The following is a 7,870-nucleotide window of genomic DNA, read 5'->3' as shown; positions in this document are numbered from 1 at the left end:
CTCCCGCCCCGCGACCCACGCGAGCGGGGACCGAGCTGGAACTCCTGGTGCACGGAGTCGGCGGCGCCACTTCGGAGAAGATGCTCGGCGACCCGCGAACGGTCCGGATCACCGGCGACGACACCGCGGCGGTGTTCCGGCGCGCCGATCACACCGAGGACGCCCCGGCCGGACGGGGCCCGGTGCGAGAGGCGTACGTGTGGTGCAATCTGACCTCGGGCGACGCCGGCCGCGCCCTCTGGCTGCTGTTACTGCCCTTCATGGTGGTCAACCTCGCCCACTGGATGCGGCCCGCCGCCGACGGCCGCGGACGCGCCGTCCGGTGCTACGGCCTCCTCGTGCGCCTGGCCGCCCTCACCCTCACCGTGCTGCTGGTGGCCGCCGCCTGCGAGGTCGCCCTCGACCTGGTGGCCTGGCAGTGCGCGGGCGTCACCGCCTGCGCCCGCCGCCACTCCTGGCTCGGCTTCCTCTCCCCGGCCGCCTCGGGCGGCGGCTGGTGGAGCCCGCCCGGCCGTCGGCTCGCCCTCGCCGCGACGGCCCCGGCCGCGCTCACCGCTCTGCTCTGGTACCTGTCGCACCGCACCTGGAGCGCCTACGAGTCGCACCGGCCGATGGACCGGGAACCGCAACCGGAGAGAGACGACAACGCCCTCGCCCGCCCCGGCTTCTGGTACGGCCGCCGCCTGGTGGCCCGGCTGCGCGCGGCCCACACCGCCGCGGGACTGCTCACCGTGGCCGCCGCCGTCGCCACACCCGCGGCCCGCTTCGACCACCGCCCCGGCGGCCCCGCCCCGCTGGACGCCCTCGGCTGGGCCCTCACCGCCGCCCTCGCCGGCTGGGCGGCCGCCGTGGTGGGCGTGGTCTGCCGCCGGGGCCGCAGCGAGACCCGCCTCGACAGGCGTCTCGACCGGCATCTCGTCCGCCGACTGCCCCTCGGCGCCCTCGCCCTGCTGCTGATCACGCTGCTGTACGCGGGCTGGGCGCGCCCCGACTGGCGGTCCACCGGCCGACTGCCCGGCGACCCCGCCTTCGGTGGGCTGATGCTGTCCCAGGGCCTGCTCGTCGTCGTGCTCGCCGCCGTCGCCCACGTCCTCCACCGCCGCCGCCCCGACCCGCGCGCCGGGATGCGCGGCCTCGGCGGTCCGGCGGTCGCGCTGCTCGGCTGCGCGCTCGGCGGGGTGATGACCGGCGGCCTCGCGCAGCGGGTCGCCGACTGGCTGGACGGCACCCGTGCCTCGCTCGACGGACCGCCGGTGCTGCTGACCTGGCAGGCGTCCCTGATCCCCCCGCTGCTGCTGGTGCTGCTCGCCCTGGCCGGCGTGCTCGCCGTGCGCACCGCGCGGCTGGCCCGCGCCGAACGCGAGCGTGTGCGTCACGAGCACCCCGGTGAGCCCGAGGACCCCGCCCGCACCCGCCGCATCGCCCACGTCCGAGCCATGGCCACCCTCACCGACCGGGCGCCGCTGCTGCTCGCCGTGGTCTGCGGCACCACCCTGCCGCTGGGGGCCGCCGCGCTGACCGGCGCCCTCACCACCGGGCGCACCCCGCAGGGAGCGGCCCGGCGCACGTACCCCGTCGTCCACGCGGCGGCCGAGACCTCGCAGGCGCTCGGCTCGTGGCTGGTCGGACTCGGCTTCCTGCTCTTCGTCACCTGGGCCCGGCGTGCCTACAAGGACGCCGCCGCCCGCCGCACCATCGGCATCCTGTGGGACGTCGGCACGTTCTGGCCGCGCGCCGCCCACCCCTTCGCCCCGCCCTGCTACGCCGAACGCGCCGTCCCCGACCTCACCTGGAGGATGGCGACCTGGACCGGCCGCACCGGCGGCCGTCTGGTGCTGTCCGGGCACTCCCAGGGCAGCGTCCTGGCCGCGGCCGCCGCCTGGCAACTGACCCCGGCCGTGCGCGGACGGGTCGCCCTGCTCACCTACGGTTCACCGCTGGAGCGCCTGTACGGCCGCTGGTTCCCCGCGTACTTCGGCCCGAGCGCCCTGGCCGCGCTCCACCGCGACGTCGCCTGCTGGCGCAACCTGCACCGCCGGACCGACCCCATCGGCGGCCCCGTCCGCCTGCCCGGCGACTGCGGCCCGGAAGTGGACCACGGGCCCCTCGAGGACCCGCTCGCCTACGGGCGCACCGCAGAGCATCCTCTCCCGGCGCCCATCCTCGGCCACTCCGACTATCAGGCCGACCCCGCGTTCGCACGGGAGCGGGCCCTGCTCCTGGCCCGCCTGCGCCCCGACCTGCCGGGGCAGCGCCCCGACGAAAGGGCGCCCGGGTGACGGGCCCGCGCCGGGCGCCCCCGGCGTCAGGGCAGTTCCGGCAGGTCCTCCGCGTAGAGCAGGGTCAGGTCGTCGGTACTCGGGTCGGCGAGCTGGGCGACCCGGCTCGCGTGCCGCTCCACCATCGCCTCGAAGGTCTGGCGTGCCGTGCGCCCGTTGCCGAACGCGGGGCCCTTGGGGATCGCCGTGAAGTACTTCACCAGCGCCTCCGCGGCGCCCGCGGCCAGCCGGTACTCGTGCTCGTCGGCCTGCTGTTCCACGATCCGGAGCAGCTCGTCGGGGCCGTAGTCGCCGAAGGTGATGGTCCGCGAGAAACGCGAGGCCACACCGGGGTTGACCGAGAGGAAGCGCTCCATCTCGGCCGTGTAGCCCGCGACGATCACCACGACCGCGTCGCGGTGGTCCTCCATCAGCTTCACCAGCGTGTCGATGGCCTCCTTGCCGAAGTCGCGCCCCGCGTCCTCCGGGGACAGCGCGTAGGCCTCGTCGACGAACAGCACACCGCCGCGGGCCCGTTCGAAGGCCTCCTGGGTGCGGATCGCCGTGGAGCCGATGTGCTCGCCGACCAGGTCGACCCGGGACACCTCGACCAGGTGGCCCTTCTCCAGGACCCCGAGGGAGGCGAGGATCTCGCCGTACAGCCGGGCGACCGTCGTCTTGCCGGTGCCGGGGGAGCCGGTGAAGACCAGGTGCCGCTTGACGGAGGCGGCCTTCAGCCCGGCCTGCTGCCGGCGCCGGCCCACCTCGATCATGTCGGTCAGCGCCCGCACCTCGCGCTTGACGCTCTCCAGGCCGACCAAGGCGTCCAGTTCACCCAGCACGGCCTTCGACGTACGGGCAGGCTGCTCCGGCCCGGCCGGGGTGATCAGCGGTTCCTGCTCCGTGACGCGCTGCCCGGGGATGGAACCGAGCAGGCCGGAGGACGGGGGCCCCGACTGCACGGCCGTCTCGCGGGCCGCGGGCGGCCGCAGACCGCCGCTCTCGTCGCTGGTGCAGTCCTCCACGACCGGGCCCGTACCGGCCCCCGCGTCCGGCCCCGGGTCGGCGAACTCGTAGCCGCCGCGTGCGCACCGCTCGGTACGGCACTTGCGGAGCGTCGTACGGCAGCCGTCGATCACATGGAAGCCGTAGCCGCCGCTGCCGCTGACCCGGCAGTTCAGGAAGCTGCCGCGGCCGCCGGCGGAGACGTAGAAGCCGGCCTCGGCGGGGGAGTCGACCGTGCACCGCTCGATGGTCGGGTCGGCGCCCTTGGTGACGATCACACCGGTCTGGGTGCCGTCGATCGTGCAGTTGTTGAGCGTGCCGCCGCTGCCGTGGTCGCGGAACCAGGCGCCGGTGGCGGCCTCCCGGATCCGGCAGTCGTCGAGCTGCGCGGTGGCGCCGTCGCTCACCGACACGGCCGTGTTGCGCACCTGGGACAGGTCGCTGTCCACGACGTCCGCGCGTGAACCGCGGTCCAGTACGAACAGCGCGTCCGGCACGTCGTGCACCCGGCAGGAGTCGAGGACCGCGGTGGCGCCGTCGCTCACCCACACCGCCGGGTAGTCGCCCGTGCTGTCGAAGATCTCGCACTGGTTGGCGTCCACCCGGGTGCCCGGGTCCCACACCGACAGGCCGTTGCGGCCGAACTGACGGACCGTCGTCCGGGTCAGCGTCAGCACGGAGCGGGACCGCAGGTCGACCGCGTTCTCGGGGATGTCGTGGATCCGGCAGTCGGCGAGCGTGAGGACCGCGTCCGTGTCGAGCGTGACGCCGTCGGCGGTGGTGCGGTGCACGTCGCAGTCGGTCAGGTGGGCGGTGGCCCGCTGGGTGACCTGCACCCCGGCGCCCCGGACCTCGTAGACCTCACAACCGAACGCCTCCAGAGCGGAGTTCTCCCCGGTCACGGTCAGTCCGGTACCGGAGGCGTGGTGCACCCGGCAGCGCTCCAGGCGCGGATGGGCGCCACCGCGGACGGCGACACCCGCCTGCCCGGCCGCGACGATCTCGCACTCCTCGAACACCCCGCCGCCGCCGTCGAGGACGGCGACGCCGATACCCGCCGGGTTGTCGACGGTGCAGCGCCGGACGGTCGGGCGTGCCCCGCCGCGCACCTCGATGCCCGCGGCGGAGCGCGTGACGATCCGCAGGTCCATCAGCTCGGGCGTGCCCTCCTCCACCAGCAGGGCGGGCGCGGCCGCGTCCTGTCCCTCCACGTGCAGGTCCTGGACCACCGCTGAGGCGCGCACGGTCAGCGGCACCCCGTCCATCGGCGCGATCCGTACCGAGCCCGGCGAGCCCTCGGGGCCGCGCAGCGTCACGGCCCGCTCGAGGACGAGATTCTCCCGGTAGGTGCCCGGGGCGACGGTGAGGACGTCACCGTCGGCGGCGGCCTCCAGGGCGGCGGCGAGCGAAGCGTACTCACCCGTGCGGCGCCGCCACCGCGATGTACCGGTGTGCGTCACCTGGACCGTGCCCTGTGCCATGGCGTTGCTGTGCCCCCACCTCGTCGAACGCGGGTCGTTGCCGAAAGCGAGTCGGCCGGTCCACCGTAGCGTGCGCGCGGCTGATGGATTGACCAGAGCCGCAAGGCCGTCAACTGCCGGTGCCCGCCTTGCCCCAGTCCGGACCCGCCCGGTCCCAGGCCCGGTCCCAGCGCGCGTACCGGCGCCGGACCATGCGCCACACGACCAGGCGCCGCCCGCCCTCCACCAGGCCCGCGGTCAGCAGGGCCGCGCCGAGGCCGGCGAGCACGGCGTGCGTCGTCGCCGTCGGTGAGTCCAGCGGCCGCGTCGTTATTCGGCCGTGCGGATCCGTCCAGAGGCCGAAGTGGTCCCCGGGACGCGGTGACTTCAGCCGTGCCAGGACCGCTCCGTGGTGCGCCGTGCCGTCCGGTGCCGTCCAGTCGGCGAGGACCCGTCTGCCGGAGTCGTGCACCGCGCTGGTGTCCGGGTCGGACTCCGCCGGGGCGCCGCCCAGGTGGCGGACCACGGTGGCGGTGACGAGATGACGGGAGTGGCGCTGCTCGCGCACGGTGTGCTGCAGGGAGTCCTCGGCGGCCGCGCCGACCAGCGAGCCGATCACGGGCGCGGCCACGGTGACCAGCACCAGCGCCGCGAGGGCCAGCCAGGCCTCGGCCAGGTCGGTCGCGCGGCGCAGCGGATTGCGCCGCCAGCGCCACAGGCCACAGATCGCTCGCACGCCCCACCCCCCTTCCGCTCCGTCATACCCCCGGCGGAGCCACTCGTCCCCGGCCGGGGCCGGAAGCGAGCGGTGTCACTGCCGGCCGGGGCCTCTCACGAATCTCTCATCTCGTCTCCCCAACGACCGGCACCCGCCGCCCGGTTCCCGGTCCACGCGCCGTTCCGGAGGCGGTGTGCCGGGGTGGCCGCCCGGACCAGGCGAGCCCGGACCAGGTCGCCCGGACCGTGCCGCCTCCGGGTGCTACGGCAGCACCCGCACCGGGTCACCGGTGCGGATCGTGCCCGGGGCGAGGGGGACGAGGTTCTGGCCGAAGAGGAGGTTCCCGCCGACCCTGCGGTGCCGTGCCAGTGTGCGCAGGGGTTCGCGGCCGCGTACGGCGGTTTCCTGGTCGGTCGTGGTCACGACGCAGCGGCCGCTGGGTTTGACGACCCGGAAGGTCACCTCGCCGACGCGGACGCGCCGCCAGTGGTCCTCGGCCCAGGCCTCGGTGCCGGCGACGACCAGGTTCGGCCGGAAGCGGTTCATGGGCAGCGGGCCCTCGGCGGCGTGATCGCCCTGGGCGATCAGGGAGTTCAGGGCGTCCAGCGAGGCGGTGGTGGTCACCAGCAGGGGGTAGCCGTCGGCGAAGCTCACCGTGTCGCCGGGCAGCGCGTACTCGGGGTCGACGGGACGGCGCACGGCCGGATCGTCCATGTGCACCAGACGCACACCGGTGCCCAGATAGGCGGAGCACCACTCGTCCGCCGCGCCGGAGGCCGGGACCGCCTCCACCTTCGTGCCGAAGATGCTCACCGGAACCGTCGCCGCGGGCTCCGGAGGCGCGACCGTCAGTGGTTCCCGTCCGGGCGCGGACAGACGAATGCCGCCGCCGGGCACCGGCTCGGCGGCGGCCAGCGCGAGACGTGGCTTTTCGCGCTGCGTGACGACCTTTCCCCCGTCGTCGATCAGCGTCCAGCGTCGGTCCGCGGCCAGACCCCAGGGTTCCACCGCGGCCTCCCGGGGCGTGACGCCCCGGAACGCCTTGACCGGATGGACGTGGATCGACTGCAGTATCGCGTTCCCCATGGCGCCATCGTGCCAGGTGGCACAGGGCGCCGGGAGCGTCGGTCAGTAGCCGCGGTACTGCTGGTTGTTGTACGGGTCCTGGTACGGGGCCGGTGCGGGCCGGGGCGCGGCGGGGCGCATGGCCTCGTAGCCCGTGCCGCCGGCCATCGGACGCGGCGGCTGCGGGGCCTGCGGGCCGGGGTAACCGCGCGGTGCGCTCGCCTGCTGCGGGATGTAGGCGGTCGGCGCCTGCTGCAGCGGGGCGGGCTGCTGCATCTGCGGGTAGCCGTAGCCGTAGGAGGGGACCTGCGGGGAGGGTGCCGCCGGGAGGGCGGGGAGCGCCGACGGCAGCGCGGGCAGGCTGCTGCCCGTGTCGTACGCGGCGGGGACCCGGATCGGGGCGATCTGCGGGGTGCCCCGCTCGGCCACGAGGGAGTCGTAGATCGGGGTGTCCGGGAAGGAGGCGGAGTAGTAGCCGCCACCATAAGTGGAGCGGGGGGAGGTCATGGCCATAAGTTAAGCCCACGATGTGCTGGTTGGGGAGACCGATAAGAGGGTTGTTTTCCGTGTCGGCTGTGCCCTGGGATACCTAATTAGAGCGAACTTGGCAAAAATGGACGTCGCTCAACCTTTCAATCCTGTAAAAGGCGAGCTCCCGCCGGGTTACCGGGGGTTGACCGGCGATCTTCCCGCGCCGCCGACCGCTGTTCCCCGGCCCCGGGAATAGGTTGGGCGGACAGGGATGATCCGGGGAGCCCGGGAACGTCCGGGACGCCGACAGGATGGGGGCGGACATGACAATGTCGAAGGGGTCGAATGTGCCGGTGCCGACGACGGCACTGCGCGTCGAAATGGGCCGGCGCTCCGGACCCGGCGTACCCGACGCGGACGCCTCGGCACTGCTGCTCGCGGCCGGAAAGGTCCGCTCCGACGCGGACTTCGTCTTCTACAACCAGCCCGCGCACGCCTCCGGCGCGGTCCGCCACGAGGGCAAGCGGACGGCCGGCGGCCAAGTGACCGACACCCTCCTCGTCGACCTCACGCGCGTGGAGGGCGGGATCGAGCGGATCGTGCTCGCGGCCTCCGCGGACGGCGGGACCTTCGGGCAGGTCCCGGGCCTCTACATCGAGGTGACCGACGGCGGCGGTGCCGTCGTCGCCCGCTTCGACAGCCCCGGCGCCACCGTGGAGACCGCCTTCGTGCTCGGCGAGTTCTACCGCCGCCAGGGCGGCTGGAAGTTCCGTGCCGTCGGCCAGGGCTACAGCAGCGGACTCGAGGGACTGGCAACGGACTTCGGCATCACCGTCGACGAGCCGCAGCACGCCGCGCCCGCGCCGGCCGCACCGCCCTCCGCGCCCCCCGTC

Annotated in this window: 6 protein-coding genes; 2 read left to right on the top strand and 4 right to left on the bottom strand. The window is 74.6% G+C overall.

The window, feature by feature from the left end; all coding sequences use genetic code 11:
- On the top strand, positions 1-2,279 hold a 2,279-nt coding region (locus tag V7E45_RS36590; protein ID WP_443056334.1), incomplete at its 5' end, for a hypothetical protein.
- A gap of 26 nt (positions 2,280-2,305) precedes the next feature.
- Here V7E45_RS36590 and V7E45_RS36585 read toward each other — a convergent pair.
- From V7E45_RS36585 to V7E45_RS36570, 4 genes are all read right to left on the bottom strand, one after another.
- Positions 2,306-4,744: a right-handed parallel beta-helix repeat-containing protein gene (locus V7E45_RS36585; protein ID WP_333778592.1), complete on the bottom strand. Its 2,439-nt coding sequence runs from the start codon at positions 4,742-4,744 to the stop codon at positions 2,306-2,308.
- A 109-nt stretch (positions 4,745-4,853) separates the two neighbouring features.
- Entirely contained in the window at positions 4,854-5,459 is a 606-nt protein-coding gene (locus V7E45_RS36580; RefSeq protein WP_333778591.1) for an Rv1733c family protein, read from the bottom strand.
- Positions 5,460-5,702: 243 nt separating this feature from the next.
- Positions 5,703-6,527, bottom strand: coding sequence for an MOSC domain-containing protein (locus tag V7E45_RS36575; RefSeq protein ID WP_333778590.1), 825 nt, complete (start codon positions 6,525-6,527; stop codon positions 5,703-5,705).
- A gap of 42 nt (positions 6,528-6,569) precedes the next feature.
- Positions 6,570-7,013, bottom strand: a complete 444-nt coding sequence (locus tag V7E45_RS36570) for a DUF6643 family protein (RefSeq protein WP_333778589.1) — start codon at positions 7,011-7,013, stop codon at positions 6,570-6,572.
- Positions 7,014-7,288: 275 nt separating this feature from the next.
- Between V7E45_RS36570 and V7E45_RS36565 the strand changes: the two genes are divergently transcribed.
- Positions 7,289-7,870, top strand: a 582-nt coding sequence (locus V7E45_RS36565) for a TerD family protein (protein WP_333778588.1), incomplete at its 3' end; no start/stop codon positions are given.

It is taken from the genome of Streptomyces sp. IBSBF 3136 (assembly GCF_036815105.1).
Classification (GTDB): domain Bacteria; phylum Actinomycetota; class Actinomycetes; order Streptomycetales; family Streptomycetaceae; genus Streptomyces.
The sequence above is the reverse complement of the archived record's forward strand: the minus strand, read 5'-3'. Positions and strand labels throughout refer to the sequence as shown.

What these genes read in the sequence shown, in the direction of transcription:
- V7E45_RS36585 (WP_333778592.1), bottom strand. Translation starts at nt 4,744, where the DNA reads ATGGCACAGGGCACGGTCCAGGTGACGCACACCGGTACATCGCGGTGG.
- V7E45_RS36575 (WP_333778590.1), bottom strand. Translation starts at nt 6,527, where the DNA reads ATGGGGAACGCGATACTGCAGTCGATCCACGTCCATCCGGTCAAGGCG.
- V7E45_RS36570 (WP_333778589.1), bottom strand. Translation starts at nt 7,013, where the DNA reads ATGACCTCCCCCCGCTCCACTTATGGTGGCGGCTACTACTCCGCCTCC.